At 48.0% G+C, this 18,480-nt stretch carries 18 protein-coding genes; 9 read left to right on the forward strand and 9 right to left on the reverse strand.

Going from position 1 to position 18,480, the window contains the following annotated elements:
* The first annotated feature begins 703 nt into the window (after window positions 1-703).
* The 6 genes from Q0095_RS05665 (at window position 704) to Q0095_RS05690 (ending at window position 6,106) form a co-directional block, all read left to right on the forward strand.
* Window positions 704-2,263 (forward strand): MBOAT family O-acyltransferase, encoded by a 1,560-nt coding sequence (locus Q0095_RS05665; RefSeq protein WP_297882171.1) that lies wholly within the window; start codon window positions 704-706, stop codon window positions 2,261-2,263.
* Window positions 2,264-3,574, forward strand: coding sequence for a DUF459 domain-containing protein (locus Q0095_RS05670; protein WP_297882174.1), 1,311 nt, complete (start codon window positions 2,264-2,266; stop codon window positions 3,572-3,574).
* Window positions 3,567-4,415 (forward strand): hypothetical protein, encoded by an 849-nt coding sequence (locus Q0095_RS05675; RefSeq protein WP_297882175.1) that lies wholly within the window; start codon window positions 3,567-3,569, stop codon window positions 4,413-4,415. The genes Q0095_RS05670 and Q0095_RS05675 overlap by 8 nt, the downstream gene beginning before the upstream one ends.
* A gap of 20 nt (window positions 4,416-4,435) precedes the next feature.
* Complete coding sequence (locus Q0095_RS05680; RefSeq protein ID WP_297882177.1) at window positions 4,436-4,651, forward strand: hypothetical protein; 216 nt, start codon at window positions 4,436-4,438, stop codon at window positions 4,649-4,651.
* Between the two features lie 359 nt (window positions 4,652-5,010).
* Window positions 5,011-5,721, forward strand: coding sequence for a metallophosphoesterase (locus Q0095_RS05685; RefSeq protein ID WP_297882179.1), 711 nt, complete (start codon window positions 5,011-5,013; stop codon window positions 5,719-5,721).
* Between the two features lie 151 nt (window positions 5,722-5,872).
* On the forward strand, window positions 5,873-6,106 hold the full coding sequence (locus Q0095_RS05690; RefSeq protein ID WP_295098848.1) for a SelT/SelW/SelH family (seleno)protein: 234 nt from the start codon (window positions 5,873-5,875) through the stop codon (window positions 6,104-6,106).
* Window positions 6,107-6,376: 270 nt separating this feature from the next.
* Here the strand turns inward: Q0095_RS05690 and efp are convergent, their stop codons facing one another.
* Window positions 6,377-6,943, reverse strand: coding sequence for an elongation factor P (efp, locus tag Q0095_RS05695; protein ID WP_005871146.1), 567 nt, complete (start codon window positions 6,941-6,943; stop codon window positions 6,377-6,379).
* 88 nt (window positions 6,944-7,031) lie between these two features.
* Here efp and Q0095_RS05700 point away from each other — a divergent pair, with 88 nt between their 5' ends.
* Complete coding sequence (locus Q0095_RS05700) at window positions 7,032-7,772, forward strand: hypothetical protein (RefSeq protein ID WP_297882182.1); 741 nt, start codon at window positions 7,032-7,034, stop codon at window positions 7,770-7,772.
* A gap of 269 nt (window positions 7,773-8,041) precedes the next feature.
* Here Q0095_RS05700 and Q0095_RS05705 read toward each other — a convergent pair whose 3' ends face one another.
* Window positions 8,042-8,851: a DUF234 domain-containing protein gene (locus tag Q0095_RS05705; protein WP_297882184.1), complete on the reverse strand. Its 810-nt coding sequence runs from the start codon at window positions 8,849-8,851 to the stop codon at window positions 8,042-8,044.
* A gap of 125 nt (window positions 8,852-8,976) precedes the next feature.
* Between Q0095_RS05705 and Q0095_RS05710 the strand changes: the two genes are divergently transcribed.
* Window positions 8,977-10,293, forward strand: coding sequence for an aminotransferase class V-fold PLP-dependent enzyme (locus Q0095_RS05710; RefSeq protein WP_297882186.1), 1,317 nt, complete (start codon window positions 8,977-8,979; stop codon window positions 10,291-10,293).
* A gap of 628 nt (window positions 10,294-10,921) precedes the next feature.
* Here the strand turns inward: Q0095_RS05710 and Q0095_RS05715 are convergent.
* The 7 genes from Q0095_RS05715 to Q0095_RS05745 are packed head-to-tail and all read right to left on the reverse strand — an operon-like array spanning window position 10,922 to window position 16,876.
* Window positions 10,922-12,745, reverse strand: a complete 1,824-nt coding sequence (locus Q0095_RS05715) for a phosphoethanolamine transferase (protein ID WP_297882188.1) — start codon at window positions 12,743-12,745, stop codon at window positions 10,922-10,924.
* Window positions 12,746-12,767: 22 nt separating this feature from the next.
* Window positions 12,768-13,544, reverse strand: a complete 777-nt coding sequence (locus tag Q0095_RS05720) for an undecaprenyl-diphosphate phosphatase (RefSeq protein ID WP_297882190.1) — start codon at window positions 13,542-13,544, stop codon at window positions 12,768-12,770.
* Window positions 13,531-14,145, reverse strand: a complete 615-nt coding sequence (gene thiE / locus Q0095_RS05725) for a thiamine phosphate synthase (protein WP_297882192.1) — start codon at window positions 14,143-14,145, stop codon at window positions 13,531-13,533. The genes Q0095_RS05720 and thiE overlap by 14 nt, the downstream gene beginning before the upstream one ends.
* Window positions 14,142-14,681: a hypothetical protein gene (locus tag Q0095_RS05730; protein WP_297882194.1), complete on the reverse strand. Its 540-nt coding sequence runs from the start codon at window positions 14,679-14,681 to the stop codon at window positions 14,142-14,144. The genes thiE and Q0095_RS05730 overlap by 4 nt, the downstream gene beginning before the upstream one ends.
* A 59-nt stretch (window positions 14,682-14,740) precedes the next feature.
* The gene (locus Q0095_RS05735) at window positions 14,741-15,481 is read right to left on the reverse strand and encodes a basic amino acid ABC transporter substrate-binding protein (RefSeq protein WP_297882196.1); all 741 of its coding nucleotides are present in this window, start codon (window positions 15,479-15,481) and stop codon (window positions 14,741-14,743) included.
* A gap of 11 nt (window positions 15,482-15,492) precedes the next feature.
* Window positions 15,493-16,221, reverse strand: coding sequence for an amino acid ABC transporter ATP-binding protein (locus tag Q0095_RS05740; RefSeq protein WP_297882198.1), 729 nt, complete (start codon window positions 16,219-16,221; stop codon window positions 15,493-15,495).
* Window positions 16,214-16,876 carry an amino acid ABC transporter permease gene (locus Q0095_RS05745; RefSeq protein ID WP_297882202.1) on the reverse strand — a complete coding sequence of 221 codons (663 nt, stop codon included), beginning with the start codon at window positions 16,874-16,876 and terminating at the stop codon, window positions 16,214-16,216. Before Q0095_RS05745 ends, Q0095_RS05740 begins: the two co-directional genes overlap by 8 nt.
* A 169-nt stretch (window positions 16,877-17,045) precedes the next feature.
* Between Q0095_RS05745 and putP the strand changes: the two genes are divergently transcribed.
* On the forward strand, window positions 17,046-18,480 hold a 1,435-nt coding region (gene putP / locus Q0095_RS05750), incomplete at its 3' end, for a sodium/proline symporter PutP (protein ID WP_297882200.1).

Genomic DNA, 18,480 nt, shown 5'->3' on the forward strand with positions numbered 1-18,480 from the left:
TTACGCTACCACAAAATTAAAAGGGGCTTTATGGCGGCGCAGGTCTGCAATTTGCAGTAAAAATTAAAAGCCATGATTTTGGCTCATAAGGCGCGTAGCCTTTAGATGGTTTCTATCGCGCTTTAAAGTGGGATTTTGCTTAGTAATTTTGCGCGATAGATTTTAACGGGCGGAATTTTATCATCGCCGCAAAATTTTGGCTTTTAAAATTTTGCTTTGTAGGATTTTAGCCCTCATAGTTGCGATAAAAGGCAGCTTATTTTATTTCGTAGGATTTTAGCGGCATCGCGTCTAATTTATATGGCATAATTCTAAAAGGCGCTTATTTTGAAATCCTGCGGGTAGAACTTGCGAGACTGCGTTTGCGAGGTTTTGTAAGAATTTGATGGCAAACCACTCAGCGCGTTTAAAAATTTTATTCGTGCGTCGAGCCCTCATTTGCGTTTCAAATTTTGCCATTGTGGCGGAATTTTGCTCACGTGGCAAGAGCTTGCATGCAAGCTGTCCGTGAATCTAAGGATTTGGACGTTAAATTTATTAGTGTGTTTGGCGACGCAACGCCGTGACTACCGCCGTGCCTGCGCATAAAATTTCGCGCTGCGAGCGATTAAAAAAGTTTTTGGCTTTTTTGCTTCGTATAAATTTCGCGCCGCGAGCGTTTAAAAGCCGCAAGAGCTTTAAAAATTTAAATTGGAAAGATTGAATGACATTTTTTTCGCCTGAGTTTGTCCTTGCTTTTTTAGCGTTTTTAATCGTTTATTGGACGCTCAAAAATCATATTTTCGCGCAAAAAATCCTGATCCTGTTAGCAAGCTATGGCTTCATGTGCTCCGTAAATCCACGCTTTGCGCTGGTGCTTGCAGCCTATAGTGCCTTCGTATATTTTGCAGGGGTGTGTATCGCGCGCGCTAATCGCGTAGTCGCAAAAGCTATATCGCCCGCAAAGCAGTCTTCGCACAAGAAAAAGCTCTCGCGTAAAGCGGCAACCAAGCAGATGGGTGTAACAAAGCAAGCTCGCATAGCAAAGCAGGTGCAAAAAGTGGGGTTAGCGAAGCAGATTCCGTTACCAACTGCGAAGGCGCGCGCAGTGATGCTTGCGGCAGTTGCTTGCGGCTTATTTTTTCTCGCATTTTTTAAATATTACGGCTACGTCAGGGAGTTTTTCAATGCTGCGCTTGCTGCGCTTCACCTAGGTGCCGTAGATAGCGTGGCGTTTCCGCTTGGAATTTCATATTATGTTTTTATGTCGATCACCTATTTCGTCTCGGTTTATAGGCGCGAATGCGGTGAGCAGGGCTTTTTGAGCCTGGCGTGCTTTTTGGCGTTTTTTCCTAGCGTCGTGATGGGCCCTATCGGGCGCGCAAGCGCTGCCAAGGGCGTAGAGCCAGTACTGCCGCAGTTTGATCGCTTCAAGCACTTTGGCAATGCCGATGAAATTTATGTGCTTATAATTTTTGCCTTAGTTAAGATGTTGCTTATTAGCGGCTATTTGGGCGCGTATTATAGCGATGTGATTTCAGGCGTTTACGGCGACGAGCCTGAGTCCTCCGCGGCGCAAATTCTAGCTGCACTGCTACTTTATGGCGCGGTGCTTTATACGAATTTTAGCGGCTTTATCGATATGGCGCGGGCGCTTGGGCTTGCGATGGGCTTTAAGCTGCCGCAGAATTTTAATATGCCCTACGCGGCTAAGAATTTAGGCGAGTTTTGGGGTCGCTGGCATATCAGCTTATCCACGTTTATACGCGATTATATTTATATCCCGCTCGGCGGCTCGCGCAGGGGTTTTGCACGTACCTGCGTAAATTTGCTAATCGCGTTTGCGCTATCTGGTATCTGGCACGGTGCGGGATTAAATTTTTTGATTTGGGGACTTTTGCACGGAGCAGCGCTTGTATTTTTAAAATGTCTTGCCAAAGTGGGCGTAAAGCCGCTAAATCCGTATTTGGCACTATTTTGTACCTATATTTTTGTAAGTTTCGCTTGGATTTTTTTTGCCAATTCTCTTACAGATGCGGCGGCGATTTTGGGCGCTTTTGCCCGCGCACGAGCTTTCGGAGATATTAGCGAGCTAGCGGCGCTTGCGGTGATTTTAGCGGGGATTTTTGTTTATCCTAAAATTTCAGCTCTTAAAGATACTTTGATCGCGCTTTTTGCCGAGCTGCCGTTTTTACCTAAAGCTCTCGTGCTCGGCGTGATATTCACGCTGATTTTCGCGCTGATGCCAAGCGGAATTCCAAATTTCATCTACGCAGGATTTTAGATGCTTAGGTTTGTTTCGACTCTGATTTTTGCGCTGCTTTTCTCAGCATTTTTTATGCAAGGCTCGCTGCTTTATTATTTGGAGCAGCGATTTCACGATGACTTTGGGCTAGAAGAATGGCTGCGCCACTCACCGTTTCGCGTAGGCGGAGAGATCTACGAAAAGATTGCAAATGGCGCAGATAAGCTTGAGCAGCGTATCAAAGGCGAGGACATTAGCAAGGATGAGGACGCAAGTCCGCATAGCGGAAGCAAAAATTTTAAAAAACCTGCGCAAGATCGTATGGCGGAAAATCAAGCTTTGCAAAGCACGAAAGCAGGGGATCACGATGCTTCGCAAAGCGTTAAGCCGCAAGGTAGCAAGCCGCAAGCCCATGCCGCGAAGAATTCAGCTTTAAATAATTCTACGCATCATTCAAAGACGCGCGATTCGGCGCAGGAGCCTTACACACAAAATTCCATCCTTCAAAATTCTACTTCGCGAAATTCCGTGCCACAAAGCCAGACTACAACAAGCTCTGTACCGCACAGCTCCGCTGCGCCGCAAAATCCCGTCACGGCAAGCGCAACCTTGCAAAGCGGCGAGAATTCCGATTCTCAACTCCCTGTTCCGCAGGCTTTGGAGCAGAATTTAACGACGCAAAGCTCCGTGGAGGTTGATGCTAAAATTTCGCTTAGCGACGATGGCAAAATCCGCCTAAATGCAGGCGATGAGGTGCTTTTTATCGGCGATAGCCTGATGCAATACGTGGGGATGAACGCTAAGAAATTTTTCCCGAAGCGAAGCCTGAGGGTGATCGATCTTAGCAAGCAATCTACGGGGCTTGCGAGCAAAAAGTCCTTTGACTGGCAAAAGACGCTCGATACTGCGCTTAGAGAGAATGGCGGCGTTAAGCTCGTAGTCGTGCTTCTAGGAGCGAACGACGTCTGGGAGTACCGCGCAGGCGGCAAGACCTACGGCATCAAAACGCCGCGCTGGCGAGAGTTTTACGCCTCAAGGGTGCGCGAGATCTACGATACGGCGCACTCGCACGGTGCAGGAGTGCTGTGGCTAGCGATGCCGTGTATGCAAAAGCCGGATTTTGAGGAGAAAACGCAGCTGCTAAATCAAATATATGCTGACGCTAGTATGGCGCTTGGCGGGTATTTTATGCAAACAACCCCGCTCGTGTGCGAAAAAGGCGCCTATAAAACCTATCTACAAAGCGGCTCCAGGCTCGTGCGCGTGCGTCAAGACGACGGCATTCATATGAGCAAAGAGGGTTGCGAAGCGGTAGCGAAAGAAATTTTATCAAGGATTGAAGTTGAGTAAATTTATAGCGATTTTATTTGCCGTATTATTAAGCGGATGCGCGGCAAACGCAGGCGTTCGCGGCATAAATTCCGCAAACGCAAAAAGCTCTGCGGGCTTTGGAGTGAAATTTTTTGGCGATTCGCATTTAGGAAGCGACGCGCTGATAGATGCTTTCAGACACGGCTTTTTCGTGCAAAACAGCGTCGGCTTCGTGCCTGCGATGATGCCTAAATACCACAAAAGCGAAAATATAGAATTTAAGCAAAGCGGCTTTAATGTGATCTCGTCTCGCACCGAGCAAGACCCAGATTTTCCACTATGCGGAGTGATCGCTACCGGCAAAAAGGGCGCTAATGTGCGACTGGAGCTAAAGCAGCTTAGCGGCGATTTTTACGTCGAAATTTTGCATAAATCGGATCAGAGCGGCGAGATTTTTCGCGTGCGCGATGCAAGCGGGCTAAGCGCGTATATTTCACAAGAAGTGCCGCAGAAATGGGAGTATTCTAAGATGCGACTTAGATTTCCGATCGAAATTCGATCGCTACGTGATGGGGCAGAACTTGGAGGATATAAAATTTACCGCAAAAACGCGCGCTTTGCAGACTCTTGCGCGAGCAACGGCGCGTTTAGCAACCTCTACGAAAAATGGGGTGCAGATGCCTTTGGTAGGGATTTTTCGGGACTTAGGTACGATCTCGTAGTCATCGCTTACGGCACAAACGATGCGATGGATCCGCGCTTTGACGAGCAAAAATTTTATCAGAGCATCCGCGGACTTATCCGTAGCGTCCACTCCGCGAGCCCGGGCTGCTTCGCTCTGTCCGCTCTGCAGCTCCCGGTGCGAAAATCCTGCTCGTAGCGCCGCCGCGAAGCCCTAAAGTGCCAAACGCCTCACGCGCTGCGGAGGTGCTAGCGCATCTGGCGCGAGACGAAGGGGCGATGTTTTACGACATAGCCGGTCTTATGGATGAGGATGGCGGCTGGCGCGGCTGGCGCGAGCGCGGGCTTATCCGCCCAGACGAGATCCACTTACAAAAAGAGGGCTACGAAAAAATCGGCGCCGCGCTGGCAACGAAATTGCGCGGCAGGCTTTAAATTTAATCTTTAAATTTAGGCGGCTTGTTGTGGAATTTACAAAGTTCGTCGCTAAATTTAAAATTTAGCGGCAGTAAGCAAAGCTGCGCCTACTTGGATTTCGCCGCTTAGATCCGCGCCGCGAAATTTAAATCAGAAGCTGCGGCTTTAAATTTACGCGTCGATAGGCTTGATGCCTGTGCTTTTAAAATACGTCGCCTAAATTTACGCTTTTAATTTGGATTAAATTTATGTGGTTACGGCTAGGGGCGAAAGGTCTGTGCGGTGTGCGCTGCGTAAAATTTAGCGCTTAAAATTTCATTCGCATGGGTTGCGACAAAGCGCGGCGAGCTAAATTTAAGAAGCAAAAAAGGAAGCAGATGATATATCTTTGCGGCGATACGCACGGAATAAACGAGATCGGTAAAATAACGAACAAAGCCTTTGCGGGCGGGCTTAGCACCGATGATTTCGTCATCGTGCTCGGAGATTTCGGGCTATTTTGGAGCGAGCGGATAGACGAGTTTATGGCGCGTAAAAACATAGAAAGATATTTCCCCGCCACGCTTCTTTTCATAGACGGCAACCATGAAAATTTCGATATGTTGGATCAGCTGCCGCGCGAGCGAAAATTCGGCGGCACCGTGGGCGTGGGCGGCGAGAATATTTTTTGGCTGCGGCGTGGCGAAATTTACGAGATTGCAGGGCGACAATTTTTGTGTTTCGGCGGCGCGCTTAGCGTCGATAAGGTGCATCGGATACCGGGGCTTAGCTGGTGGGCGCGCGAGATTCCAAGCGAGGAGGAGTTTGCTTGCGCGATGCGAAATGCGCGCGATTTCATCGCCGCGGGCGGGCGGATCGATGCAGTGCCAAGCCACACGGCGCCGTGGTTTGCGATGAAATTTTTAAAAGAATACCTTTGGTGTGGCAAAAGCACCCCCGATAAAACGTCTGAGTACTTAGAGTGGATCTTTGAGCTCGTAAGGCCTGCGCGGTGGTATTTCGGACACTTTCACGGCGATAAGAAATTCCATGCGCACGGCTGCGATTTTTATCTCTGTTACGATGAAATTTTAAAATTTGAGGACTAGCCTTGGGCTCACAGCAGCGAAATTTAGGGCTATGCAAACGGCGAAATTTCGCTCGTAAATTTTAAATACTGAGGCGCGCGAAATTGAGCCTTTATATTAAAATTTAAGCTAGTTTGGCTACAATGTGGCACTTTTTTAGAAAGGAATAAAGATGAAGGTTGTAATTACTTATTGTAATTCTTGATCTTATAGACCGCAAGCTCTCCGTGTGAGAGATGAAATAACAAGCGTCTATAAGGATGCAGTTGTCGAGTTGGCCCCTGGTGGCAGCGGAGACTTTCTAGTAGAAGTTGACGGCAGAAAGCTTTTCTTCAATAAAGATTTTGCTAAGCCTCGTTTCCCAAGTGAAGGTGAAATTTTAAATCTAATTAAAGTTGCAGCCTAGCTCAAAGCCCGAAAGCGGGTCGCAAGATTTGCTTTCGGGCGTTTATACTCAAATTTAATATCCCTAAATTTAATCGTAAAATAATCCTAAATTTGCCAAATCAGCGCTACGCAAAGCTTAGACTAAATTATCCCACATTTCGGCAAATTTAAAAAGCCATTTTAATCAAATTTACACAGCGATGCGGTTTAAATTTATTGCTCGGAGTTTATAAATTTCAAAAGAAAGAGGAATTTTTGCGAAATCAAAATTTCGCAAAAACAGGGAGGGTTATTTGTTTGCGCGCTCGATATACTCGCCGCGGACGGTATCTACGCGGATAACCTCGCCTTCGAGCACGTGAAATGGGATTTGTACCACGGCGCCGGTCTCAAGCGTGGCGGGCTTTTTGTTACTACCCTGCGTATCGCCGCGGAAATTCGGCGCAGTTTCTACGATCTTAAGCTCCACTACCTGCGGCACATCCACGCCGATCGCTTTGCCGTTGTAAAACATTATATTTACCATCATGCCATCTAGCATCCATTTTTTCGCCTCGCCCACATCCTCGTCGCTAATTGCGATCTGTTCGTAACTATCGGTATCCATAAACTGGCACGCCTCGCCGTCGTCGTAGAGGTACTGCATCTCTTTTTCCTCAAGATTCGGTGCCTCGCATTTATCGCCCGCATGGAAGGTCTTTTCAAGCACCTTGCCATCTATGAAAGATTTTATTTTAACGCGCACGAAAGCAGGCCCTTTTCCCGGTTTTACGTGTTGGTATTCTATGATTTTAAACGGAATTCCGTCCACCTCGATTTTTAGACCTTTTTTTAGATCACCCATTGAATAAGCCATAAATTTCTCCTTAAATTGATAGGGCGCGATTATAACAAATTTTATTTTAAATTGATATAATTGGCGAAATTTTAAGGGGAGGGAAGCTATGAAAAAAATCATCTACGTTTTGGCTGTATGTGCGGCTTTTGTGCTTGGCGCGAATGCGAACGAAGCGGAGTTCGTAAAAAACCTAAAGCAAAGTCTAAATGATAAAAACGCTCAGCTCATCTCGATCGACAAGCTAAACTCGCTAAACGGGCTAAATTTGCTGATCGTCCGCTCGGGCGATAAAAAAGAGGCCTTTTTGGCTAGTGACGATGGCAAAAGCCTAGTGGCGGTAACGGAGGAGCCTAAGCTTGCGGACGGGGCGGATGCGGCGCTATTTAAGATGAGAACTCAAATTTTAAAGGACGCCAGGGATACCGCCGCGCTTGAGCTGCTAAAGAGCATAAATCCCGCGAGATTTGCCTATATCGAGTCGTTTGATAAAAATAATCCCTACGTGACCTATATCGTGGGCGATCCGGAGTGCCCGTATTGCGCCGAGGAGATGAAAAGGATCACGAAGCATCTTCGCAACAGCAACGTAAAATTGATCTTTGCGCCGGTGCACGGCAAAAGCGCGTTTATCAAATCGGCGCTGATTTTAAAGCATCTGAAGGCCCTCTCTCCGAGCGATCAAAAGGGCGCGATCGACGTGATCGAGAAATACTATAACAAGGACGCGCAGGTAAGCGATGCGGACGTCTCAAAAGCCGAGCTTGACGCCGTGTATGCGGACACCAAGACGCTCTTTTCCAAAGGCGTGATCAAATCGGTACCATACGTGATCAAGGTGAAAAAATAGTCTGAATTTACGGAATTTAGGGCGCGAGGTTTGTGCGCGGACAGCGCGAGTTTGCTCGCGGTAGTGCAAATTCGCGCGCAGCACAGCCGTCCGCGCAAGCTGAAATTTCACAAAATTCCGCCGCTTTAAAATTTCAAGCGGCGGAATTTATATTGATTGCAACTCGGCAATTCTAAATTTAAAGCGATACATCTTCTAAAAGCACGCCCAAGCGATTTGCTTGGGCGTGTAATTGTATGCGCTACCATCGGGCTTTTTTGGCGCGCAGCTCAAAGTAAAATTTTAAAATCCTCGAGCGAAAAGAGTAAAATTTTATCGCTTTTTAGGCTTGCTAGCTCGCCGCTAAAGCCGCTTTTGGAAAACAGCGCGAGCAAATCGGGCGAGAGGCGCGCTTTTTCGCATTTGAGCATGAGCTCGTTTAGCACGTTTTTTGAAATTTTTCGCTCCTTGTATTTGCACTCGCCCGCAACGCAAAAGCTCTCAAATTTCGCGTAGATGTCGATCTCGACCTCTTTGTTCCAAAAGCTCGAAATTTGCGAAATCTCTAAATTTAGATACTTCGCGAGCAGCTCTTTGCTTAAAATTTCAAACCCGAGCCCAGCGTAGGCGTTGAAATCTGCTTTGATCAGGCTTAGCACGCGCCCTATCTCGCCGTGGCGTAGCGCGGGCAGGTTCGGCTCGATAAATCTAAACCAAAACCTCGCAAAGTTGCTGCTAAAATGGACTTTGTCGGTGATATGGTAGCGGCGCAGTGCGCGCGGTAGGCGGTCGTTTTTGCGGGCTTTTTGCGCTCTTTGCTCGCTTGATTTTTCGGTGATTAAAAACTTCGCGTTTATGAGATCTGCGGTGATTTTTTGCGCCGTAAATCGCGGCAAGATTTTTGAAATTCCTATTTTTTTGCGGTCGCTTCTAGCGAATTTCATCAGCGCTTTTTTGATCTGCTCTTCGCACTCGCCGCCGAATTTAAAACGCTCGCCGAGACGTTCAAAGCAGAGCAAAATTTCATTTTCGATCGCTTCGAAAACGTCCGCGTAGCCGCTTATGCAACCTATCTCGTCAAATACGAAATGAAACTGCAAAATCGCGTCGATACCAACATCGCCTAAATTTCGCGCAGTGTCTTTTAACTCGTAAATTTCGCCCTCCTTGCGGGCGTAATTTTAGCGAGTTTGGATATAATTTGCAAAAATTTTGGAGTCGCGCTTTGGATTTTCAAACGATCAAAGAAAACATCATCTTAAAAGAGGGGATTAAATACTTCGATTTTGCCGCGTCTGGGCTTGCATATCGCCCTATAGAAGCGGAGATCGAGCGCGTGCTTGTAACATACGCCAACGTCCACTCCGCAGGCGGAGAGAGCGCCGAGATTACGAGCGATTACTACGAAAACGCAAGGGCCAAAATCAAAGAGCTTCTAGGCTGCGAAGAGCGCTACTATTTGATCTCGTGCGGATTTGGCGCGACTGCGGCGATAAAGAAGCTCTGGGAAATTTTAGGCATCTACCTGCCGCCAGCGACGCGAGACAGGCTCGGCTTGCGGCGCGAGAGCATAAAAGAGCTGCCGCTTTTCATCATCTCGCCTTTTGAGCACCACTCAGTTGAAATTAGCCTAAGACAGGGGCTTTGCGAGGTCGTGCGCGTGCCACTGGATCCAAGTGGGCTGATGGATTTTTCGCGGCTGGGCGAAATTTTATCCGCAAACAAAGGACGCGAAATTTACGGCGTACTTACCGCGGCATCGAACGTGACGGGTCTTAAGCTTGACTACAAGCGCGCTTACTTGATGCTTAAGGCGCACGGCGGGCGGCTGTTCGTGGACGCTAGCGCGCTCATCGCGCACGAAAACGTAGATCTCGGCTTTTGCGACGGCATGTTTTTCGGCGCACACAAGCTTTTGGGCGGCGTGGGCGCTAGCGGGATTTTGGCGGTGCGAAAGGAGCTTTTGCGCGGTGAGGAGCCGACATTCGCGGGAGGCGGCACGATCAAATACGCAGATGCCCTAACGCAGCGCTTTATAATCGATAAGGAGCGCTTGGAGGAGGCGGGCACGCCGGGCATCATCGCGCTGGTACGAACCTATCTTGCTCTAAAGCTTCGCAAAAGCGTGGGGCTAGAGGCGATCAAATCGCGCGAAGAGGCTATTTACAGGCGCTTCATAAGCGAAATTTCAAAAATCCCCGAGATTGAAATTTACGGCAATCTCACCGCGCCGCGCGTGCCGATCTTTGCTTTTAATATGCAAGGGCTCGGCGCGGACGCGCTAGCCGGGGTGCTCGGGCAGAAATTTGAGATCCAGACCCGCGCAGGCTGCGACTGTGCAGCACCTTACGGCTTTGATCTGCTCGGCTTACAGCCCGATACCGAAATGTCGCGCAAACCCGCTTGGGTGCGGGCTAGCTTCTCGTTCATCCACGACGAAAGTGACGTGGATTTCTTGGCGGAGGCGCTAAGACAGATCGCTCAGATCCGTGATAAAATCACCTTCGTAGCGGGCAAATATCGCTGCGGTAGCGTAAATTAAGCTCGCGAAATTTTGTAGCAAGAGCCGCTTTTAAATTTCACGGCGCGGAGTTTTGCGACATAAAATTTTGTCGGTGGAATTTCGTAGCGTAAAATTTTATGACTTGGAATTTTGAAGCGTAGAATTTTATGCGCGGCTCGGGCAGCAGATACTCCGTGCCGATTGGGACGCGAAATTTTTCGACATAAAATTTTGCGGTTTAGTATTTTGAAATTTTAAATTTGCGAGCTGAATTCTGGCGGTAAATTTTGTGCTGAGGAGTTTTGCGCCGTGAAATTTGAGCGGTAAAATTCCATGCTGCGCGGATAAATTTTTACACCGCCAGATTTTAAAATTCCTAAATTTCAAAATTTCGCTATTCGAACGAGCTTTGCAAATTTTATATTTCGTGAACGCATGGAAAATTCTGCGTCGTGAAATTTTAGCCGCCAAATTTTGAAATTTTACAAAGCCGAATTTTACTCGACAGACTTCCGCGGCGAGAAATTTTATCGCAGAGCTCGTGGCGGCGGAAATTGACGCGGCCGCACCCGCGAAAGCTAAATTAAGGCGCAAGCAGTTGCGATAAGAGTGCAAATCTTAAGAGGTGAAATTTTACGTAGCTAAAAGGCGCAAAATTTCACCGAATTTACTCGCCGAATTCTTTCTGCAGCTTGTAAACCTTATCGTAATCGACCCCCTCGATGATGCGCGGACGCGAGGCGTTAAAATCAGCATTGATCACCGAGCGAGCGGGATCGTATTCGGGCAGCTCGGTCATCTCTAAAATTTCCGCGATCGCGTGGATGAGATCGTCGTTTAAAAACGGCCTATTTTTGGCTGCGGCGATGCGCGCCCAAAGATCAGCGTTTTGCTCTTTAAATTTATCCGACGCCATGAAAATCAGCGGGATTTCGAGCGTGAAGCGGTTGATGCCGCCGTGGATTAGCTTGCCGCGGTACTGATAAAGGCTCTGGGCGTGGTCGCTAAAATAGACTATCAGCGTGTTGTCGCCTGCGAAAATTTTATAAATTTCGCTTACTATAAAATCATTATAAGCCACGGTGTTTAGGTAGTGCGCGAGCTCTTTTTTCTGCCCCTCATCAAGTGGCTCGCGCGAGATATCTGCGGCGCTAAATTTGGCAAAGCTTTTTGGATAGCGAAACTCGTAGCTCGGGTGCGAGCCCATTAGATGAAGGATGAAAAATTTATCCTTTTTCTGCGTACCGTTTACCTCTGCGGCGGAGCTTTCGTCCTTACGCGCAAGAGGCGATCTTTTCGCGCCCGATTTGAAATTTTTTATGCTAGGAAGCATAACTTCGTCGAGCGAGTAGGCGTATTTGTAAACCGGGATTTGATTCGTAAAGTCCGAATGATCCGTCATCTGCGCACTCGCGCCGCTTGCGACCGCCCACTGTCCGTAGCGCTCCTGGTTACTGATCCAAAAGGTCTCGTAGTTTGCCAGCCGCGCGAGATTTACGATGTCGAGGTTGGCGTTCCACGGGCGCTGCTTTTCGCTCTCGTAATTTCCGAAATTTAGCACGTATTTTAATACGTCGTTGGTCTTGGCACCCGGCGAGACGACGTCGCTAAAGGCAATTAAATTTCCGCTTTGCTCAAGCGCTTGCAGATTCGGCGTGGTGGGCAGATAGTAGCCGTATAGGCTCATGAAATTTCGCTGCAGGCTCTCTCCGATAATGAAAACGACGTTTGAGATGCGGTTTGGCGCTGTTTTATGCGAATGTGAGGCGTAAATGCTTTGGTATCCGGCTTGCAGCTCGCGCACGCTTTTAAAATCGGCGCCGAAATAATCCTTCGTAACGAAAGCAAAGTTATAAATCGGAATTTTATTCAGTGCGATTATGATGCTGGCGCGCATTTTCGAGCTTTTGGCTACGTAGCTTTTAAACGCCGCATGCGCGATAAAAACAAGCAAGCTAAGCAAAAAGGCTATCTTTATCGCGTGACATAGCTTCATCCGCACTCGCTGGCTCACTCTAAGCCTAAGAGCGGTGATGACGAAAATTAAAAGCGCCAAAAAAGCCGCGATAAGCTTAAAATTTAAAAACGCATGCGCGAACTCAAAGGCCTCCTTGGGCGTAGTTTGCACTAGCGCGTCCAGCGTGCCGTGCGAGTAGGTAAGCTCCAGGCTAAAGATCAAAAAAATCTGAGCGATCGCGAAGGCTACGTTTAGCGCCAGAAGTGCAAAGGCGAGAATTTTATATAGCCTGGCGCTGTAAAAGCTAAGCGCGTAAAGCGCGAAAAAAAGTATCGTCACGCCGCAGATCGCAGACGCCACGAAAAACAGCGCCTGCGCAGAGAGCAGCTCGCTGCCGCGCGCGATAAGAAGCAACCCTAGGGCTAAATTTAATACTAAAACTAGCGCGTATGCGTTTAGCACCGCGCCGCCGAATACCGATAGGAGGCTAAATCTATCTCTCAAAAATGCGCCGATATTTTTTGCAAGGCTCATGAAATTCCTTTGATGATTGCGTTTAAAAAACGAAGATGAAAAAGATGGCGCCGATTAGAATTCTATAAATTCCAAACGGGATGAAATCGAACTTCGAGACGAAGCTTAGAAATAGCTTGATCGCCGCAAGCGCCACGACGAACGCCACTACGCCGCCTACGAGAAAGGTCGTGATATTAGAGGAGTTTTGCGCGAAGGTGTCTAAATTTTTATAGGTGTCGTAAAAGGTCGCCGCAAACATCGTAGGGATCGCGAGCAGGAAGCTAAAGCGCGCGGCTAGGTTCCTGCTTAGCCCGCACAAAAGCCCTGCGATGATGGTAGCGCCGCTGCGCGAAGTGCCCGGCACCATCGCAAAACATTGCGAAAGTCCGATGATAAAGGCCTGAACGTATGAAATTTGATCCAGATGCTCTAGCTCGCTTTCTCTCGGGCGCGCCTTGCGAAAGAGCTCGACCGCGATAAAAATAATACCCCAGCCGATCAGCGCGTAGGCGACGGTCTGCGGCGCAAATAGAGATTTGATGCTTTTATAGAGCAAAAAGCCGATCGCTGCAGTGGGTATGAAGCCCACGATAAGTTTGCACCAGAGCTTAAAATCGACCAAAAGCCGCTTGTAAAACATCGCGACGACTGCTAGGATCGAGCCTAGCTGGATAACGACCTCGAAGCATTTAAGCGTGTCGGTCTGCTGCAAACCCATCAGTTTCGCAGCTAGGATCATGTGCCCGGTTGAGCTTACGGGCAGAAACTCAGTCAGCCCCTCGACGATGCCTAAAATCACGGCGTCAAATATATTCATCCATTTTTTCCTTTAAATTTGCTAAATTCTGCGTGATCGAAGCGGGTCTGTAGATCGCCTCTACCATAGCGATATAATCCGGCTTGAGGGCTAAAATTTCATTTAAATTTTCTAAGTTTATCCCGCCGATTACGGCGATTGGGAGGTTTAAAGATTTTCGCGCCTCTTGCACGAGCGCATCGGGGCAAAGCGGCGCATCAGGCTTTGTCTTGCCGCGCCTGAGCGAGCCGAAGGCTACGTAGCTAGCGCCCTGTGCCTCGGCCTGCCTAGCTCGAGCAAGATCAGCGTAGCAGCTAACGCCGACGATCTTATCCGCGCCTAAAAACTCGCGCACCTGCGCCGTCTCGCTATCGTCCTTTCCGATATGCACGCCGTGCGCGCCGAGCTTTTTGGCAAGCGCCGCATCGTCGTTTATGATGAGTTTGGCGCCGTAATCCTCGCAAAGGTCGATGAGAGAGCGGATTAAAGCTTCATCCAACGCGGCGAGCTTGCTGCGGTACTGCACGAGCTTTACGCCGCAGCGCAAAATTTCATCTATCTGCGAAAAGATAGTTTGCGGCGGCGTTAAGGCATCGTCGCTAAGCGCATAAATTTCGCTCATCTATCCTCGTCTTTTTTAGGTATCGGCACGCCGTTTAGGATGCAGTTAGTGATATCGTAAAATTTTGCGCTATACATTCCGCGCTTGGCCTCTTTGGCCTCCTCAGCGGCTTTTAAAAGAAGTTCGCTATCGTCGGTTGTCGGCACGGCAAATCCTGCTGCCACTAGGTCTAATCGCAGATTGCTTTTAGGATCGCTTGCGTCGCAGACATAGGCGTCATTGCCGCGATCGATTAAATTTACGTAGTAGCGCTTGCCGGGTTTTATCACGGACTCGAGAGCTTTTTTATATTCTTTGTCGAATTTTTTAAGCTCCTTAGCGTCCGTTATGCATCTAGAAGCGCCCGCGGCGATTATGTTTAAATTTTTTAAGTCGCAGGGGAAGAAACGATCTTTTTGAGCCTTTCTGAAGGTAAAAACGAAGCTTCTGCCGTCATTGCCAAGACCTGCAAACGCAGCGATGCCGTATCTGTCTTTTTGCTCCGCAAAGCTCTGCGTGCAGAGCAAAATCGCAAGTGTCAAAAATATCTTTTTCATAGGATTCCTCTTAGACGGCGCAAATTCTATGAGAGGAATTTGCGCCTAAATTTTGCGGATTATTTTAAATTATACTTTTCCAAAAGCTTTTCGTAGCTTCCGTCTTTTTTCATCTCCTCAAGCGCTGCATTAAACTTAGCTAGCAGCTCGGGATACTTGCCCTTATCAAATGCGATCGAAAAGCCCTCGCTGCCGTCGGATTCTTTAAAAAATGCGGTTAGATCGTCATTTTTCTTAAGATATTCGTAGCCTACGGACGAATCCACGCAAAGCGCATCGATCTTTTTGTTTTTCAGCGACATGACGGCTACAAAAACGTTCTCCGTAGCGCTAACCTCGGCACCTTTGATATCTCTGATCGCAAGCTCTTGAATGGTGCCTAGCTGCGCGGCAAGGCGCTTGCCCTGCAGATCCGACTTGGAATTTAACGAGCTATCGTCCTTACGCTTGACATATAAATTTTCGACCTTGTAGTAAGGATTTGTGAAATCGATAGCCTTTTTACGAGCCGGCGTCGCGCTCATTCCCGAGGCGATCATATCGATTTTGCCGCTTTTAATCGCAGGGATTAGCCCGTCAAAACTCATATTTAAAATTTCATATTTCACACCCGCGCGCTTGGCAAGCTCGGCTACTAGATCCATATCAAAGCCCGTGACTTTGGAGTTTTCATCCACGAACTCAAACGGCGGATACTCGGCGTTCGTGCCTACGATGAGCGTATCTTTGGTGATGTCCTTAGCGACCAGCGAGCCGCAAAGCAAAGCGCCCGCAACTAGAAATCTAATAAATTTTTTCATTTCCCTCTCCTTTAGTGGTTTAAAATTTTATTTAAAAATTCTTTTAATCTCGGATTTTGCGGATTTTCAAATACGTTTTTAGGCGTATCGTCCACAGCGATCTTGCCGCCCTCCATAAAAAAAATCCTATTTGCGACATTGCGTGCAAAGCCCATCTCATGAGTTACCACAAGCATCGTAATGCCCTCTTTGGCGACCTCTTTCATTATACCTAACACCTCGCCGATCATCTCGGGATCTAGTGCCGAGGTAGGCTCGTCGAATAAAATCACGTCCGGATTTACCGCCAAACTTCTAGCGATTGCGATGCGTTGCTTTTGCCCGCCGCTAAGCTTGTGTGGATAAGTATAGGCCTTATCACTAAGACCGACCTTTTGCAGCAGCTCCTCTGCTTTTGCGTAGGCTTGTTCTTTAGTATAGATACCCGCTTTTATGGGCGCTAGAGTTAAATTTTCCAGCACGTTTTTATTTGCAAAGAGGTTGAAATGCTGAAACACCATGCTTACCTTGCGGCGGATCGCGTTAATGTCGGTGTTTTTGTCCGTCACGTTCTTGCCGTCTATTTTGATCGTGCCACTAGTCGGGGTTTCGAGTAAATTTAAACAGCGCAAAAACGTCGATTTACCTCCGCCGCTAGGGCCGATTATCGCTACGATATCGCCTTTATTTATCGTCTTGCTAATGTCGTCTAAAACGAGCAGTTCGCCGTAGTATTTCGTTAAATTCGAGATCTCAATCATTTCTATTTAACCTTCTCTCCAGCATTTTTACCAAAAGTGAGAAAAATTTCACGCTCGCATAGTAGATCACCGCCGCAAAAAGTATCGGCTGGACGGTATAAAGCGCCGCCTGCATACTTTTTGAAAAAAACGTAAGATCGGTAATTGCTACGAGACCCACGACCGAGGTTTCTTTAAAAAGGCTAATAAACTCATTCGCAAGCGCGGGCAAAATGTTTTTTATCGCCTGCGGAAAGACGATCTCTTTCATCGCCGTACCGTAGCCTAGCCCCATCGCGCGCGCAGCTTCCATCTGGCCGCGATCGACGCTGTTTATGCCGCTGCGCACTATCTCTGCGACGTAGGCGGAGCTATTAAGCCCCAGCGCGAAGATCGCAGCTGCGATATTATTGCTCCACGTAGCAAAGATAATAAATACGAACACCATCAGCTGGATAACGATCGGAGTTCCGCGGATGATGTCTACGTATTCGTCGATAATGAAGCTTAAAAATTTATTGTTTAGAAATTTTAAAAATGCCAGCATAAATCCTAATGCGATACCGATCACAATGCCGCCGGAGGTCAAAATAAGAGTGATGCCGTAACTTTTGGCGTATGAAATTTTTTGCGCTTCGCTCAGTTCGGGATAGGTGAAATAAAGCCCCACGGCGATTACAGTCAAAACAAATACGACCTTTAAAATTTTCTCGTTCAACCAAGGCGCCTTTTTCTTAAAATTTAAACGGCAAGAATACTAAAATTTCGTTAAAATCTGGCTAAATTCCGAAAGTAAAATTTTATTTGAAATAGAGTAAAATTAGCTTTTTTAAAAGGAGGCAACGATGAGCTTTTGGACCTATTGCGCAATCGCGATATATTTCGGCGCGCTTATTTTTATAGGTAGGTATTATTATGACAAGAATGCGAGCTTAAGCGAGTATCTGCTCGATAATCGCCGCTTGGGCCCATTCGTAACGGCGCTTAGCGCGGGCGCTAGCGATATGAGCGGCTGGATGCTTTTGGGGGTGCCGGGCGCGATGTTCGCAACGGGGATTTGCAATATCTGGATCGCCCTAGGACTTTGCGTGGGCGCGTGGTGCAATTATAAATTTCTTGCAAAAAGGCTTAGAATTTACACCGAGGTAGCAAGCGACAGCGTCACGATCCCGGATTTTTTAGAAAACCGCTTTAAAGACCGCACCAAGACGCTTCGCATTATCTCCGGGCTTTTGATCATCATATTTTTTACGCTCTATGTAAGCAGCGGCATCATTGCAGGCGGCAAGACCTTTGAGAGTTTTTTCGGGCTAAATTTCACCTACGGCGCGGTCGCTACGATCTTAATCGTCGTGTTTTATACCTTTTTCGGCGGATTTAAGGCCGTCGCGATTACTGACACATTTCAGGGCGCGCTGATGTTTGCGGTGCTTATTTTGATCCCTCTGTTTTCTTATCGCGCGTTGCAGATCCCTGCAGACAGCTCCTTTTTGGCGCAGGTGCGGCTCTACGGCGCGAGCCACTTAGATCTATTTTACAATCAAAGCTTCTTGGGCGTTTTAGGTCTGCTTGCCTGGGGGCTCGGATACTTCGGGCAGCCGCACATCATCGTGCGCTTTATGGCGATTAGAAGCTCGAGTGAGCTTGATAGCGCGCGCCGCATCGGAATTTCGTGGATGGTACTAGGGTTAGTAGGCGCGATGCTTAGCGGCCTAATCGGTTTTGTCTATTTTTCGCAAAAGGGCCTTAGCATAGACGATCCCGAAAAAATTTTCCTAGAGCTTGGCAAAATTTTCTTTCATCCATTTGTCCTAGGCGTCATAATCTCTGCGGTGCTGGCGGCGATTATGAGCACCATCTCAAGTCAGCTTTTGGTAAGCGCGAGCGCGGTTACGAAGGATTTTATCTTCGCGTTTTATAAAAAAGAGGTGAGCGAGCGCACGCAGACGCTAAGCAGCCGTATCGCCGTCGTGATCATCGCCGCGGTCGCCGCGATCTTGGCGTTTGGCTCAAACGATACGGTGCTAAACGTCGTGGGTAACGCTTGGGCGGGATTTGGCGCGAGCTTTGGCGCGGTGCTGCTTTTCAGCCTGTATTCTAAAAAGATGAGCGCGCTCTCGGCTTTGGTGGGTATGCTCGTAGGCGGTATCACGGTAATTTGTTGGATCTTATCGGGGCTTTCGGCGGTCGTTTACGAGCTGCTGCCGGGCTTTTGCTTTTCGGCGCTCGCGATACTGCTCGTAAATCGCTACAACTCCGTGCTCGATAAGATGGCGGATG

This window comes from uncultured Campylobacter sp., assembly GCF_938045535.1.
Taxonomy (GTDB): domain Bacteria; phylum Campylobacterota; class Campylobacteria; order Campylobacterales; family Campylobacteraceae; genus Campylobacter_B.

Coding starts and splice junctions, on each gene's coding strand:
- Q0095_RS05665 (WP_297882171.1), top strand. CDS start 704: ATGACATTTTTTTCGCCTGAGTTTGTCCTTGCTTTTTTAGCGTTTTTA.
- Q0095_RS05670 (WP_297882174.1), top strand. CDS start 2,264: ATGCTTAGGTTTGTTTCGACTCTGATTTTTGCGCTGCTTTTCTCAGCA.
- Q0095_RS05685 (WP_297882179.1), top strand. CDS start 5,011: ATGATATATCTTTGCGGCGATACGCACGGAATAAACGAGATCGGTAAA.
- efp (WP_005871146.1), bottom strand. CDS start 6,943: ATGGCTTATTCAATGGGTGATCTAAAAAAAGGTCTAAAAATCGAGGTG.
- Q0095_RS05700 (WP_297882182.1), top strand. CDS start 7,032: ATGAAAAAAATCATCTACGTTTTGGCTGTATGTGCGGCTTTTGTGCTT.
- Q0095_RS05715 (WP_297882188.1), bottom strand. CDS start 12,745: ATGAGCCTTGCAAAAAATATCGGCGCATTTTTGAGAGATAGATTTAGC.
- Q0095_RS05720 (WP_297882190.1), bottom strand. CDS start 13,544: ATGAATATATTTGACGCCGTGATTTTAGGCATCGTCGAGGGGCTGACT.
- thiE (WP_297882192.1), bottom strand. CDS start 14,145: ATGAGCGAAATTTATGCGCTTAGCGACGATGCCTTAACGCCGCCGCAA.
- Q0095_RS05730 (WP_297882194.1), bottom strand. CDS start 14,681: ATGAAAAAGATATTTTTGACACTTGCGATTTTGCTCTGCACGCAGAGC.
- Q0095_RS05735 (WP_297882196.1), bottom strand. CDS start 15,481: ATGAAAAAATTTATTAGATTTCTAGTTGCGGGCGCTTTGCTTTGCGGC.
- Q0095_RS05740 (WP_297882198.1), bottom strand. CDS start 16,221: ATGATTGAGATCTCGAATTTAACGAAATACTACGGCGAACTGCTCGTT.